This window comes from Geodermatophilus sp. DSM 45219 (assembly GCF_900104025.1).
Lineage (GTDB): Bacteria > Actinomycetota > Actinomycetes > Mycobacteriales > Geodermatophilaceae > Geodermatophilus.
Map to the genome: position 1 here is coordinate 1 of NZ_FNIQ01000012.1, position 1,258 is coordinate 1,258.

Genomic DNA, 1,258 nt, shown 5'->3' on the forward strand with positions numbered 1-1,258 from the left:
TGGTGTGCCCCGCGTTCCGTGGAGTCGCTTGGCTGGACTTCATGCCACGGTCATGGATGGTCGGTTCTCGAACTCTATGGGGGTGAGCCAGCCGAGGGCGGAGTGCCGGCGGCGGCGGTTGTGGAAGATCTCGAGGTAGTCGAACATCGCGTTCGCCAGCTCAAGGCGGGTGCGCCAGCGTCGGCGGTCCAGGAGCTCGACCTGCATGCGGGACCAGAAGGACTCGATGACCGCGTTGTCGTAGCAGTCGCCGACCGACCCCATCGAGGGCACCAGTCCAGACTGCTGGGCGCGGGTGGTGAACGCCCAGGAGCCGAACTGCACGCCGTGATCGGAGTGGATGATCGCGCCGGCCGGTGGTCGGCGGGTGTCGATGGCCATGCCCAGGGCGTTGGTGACCAGCGCCGCGGTCGGTGAGGAGTCGATCGACCACCCGACCACCCGCCGCGAGCACACGTCCAGCACGACGGCGCAGTAGACCTTGCCCTCGCGGGTCGGGTGCTCGGTGACGTCGGTGACCCACAACTGGTTCACGCCCTCGCGGGTGAAGCGACGATCGACCAGGTCGGTGGCCAGCAGGTCCGGGCGGGCTCGGCGCCACTTCGGGGCGCCGGTGACCCCCTTGATCCCGGCGCGGGCCATCAGCAGCTCCACCGTGCCGTGACCGACAATCAGGCCGCGCCCCATGGTGAGCTCGGCATGGACACGCCGGTAGCCGTAGGTCCCCCGGGAGGCCAGGTGGACCTGGCGGATGGTCTCGGTCACCAACGCATGCCGCACCGCCCTGGCCGAGGGACCACGGCAGCGCCAGGCGTAGTACCCGGAGTCGGTGACGTCCAGGACCCGAGTGGCTGCCTCCACCGGCAGGCCCTCGCCGGCCATCACTGCGATGGCCTCGAACCGCCTTTTGGGGGCACCACCTTGCCCAGCAGCTCACTGGCCCGCCGGTGGATGGCCAGCTCGGCCTCGAGCTCGGCGATCCGGCGCTGGGCGGCTCGCAGCTCCGCCCGCTCGGGCGTCGTGAGGCCCGGCTCGAGGCCCCGGTCGATCCGGTCCTGCCGCAGCCAGGAGTAGATCGTCTGGTCGCTGATCTCCAGGTCGAAGGCCACCTCGGACACCTTGCGTCCCGAAGCCACCAGATCCAGCACCTTGCGCCGGAACTCCGGCGGATACCCGCGTCGTCCCACAGCCCCTCCTCAAGGGGTCAGGTGGCACGAAGATCCAACAATCGGACTCCACGAAACAAGGGGCGGACCAA

General features: G+C 69.5%; 1 pseudogene. It reads right to left on the reverse strand.

The window, feature by feature from the left end:
* Positions 1 to 39: 39 nt before the first annotated feature.
* Positions 40 to 1,187: pseudogene (locus BLR12_RS23805) on the reverse strand (IS3 family transposase).
* Between the last annotated feature and the right edge of the window lie 71 nt (positions 1,188 to 1,258).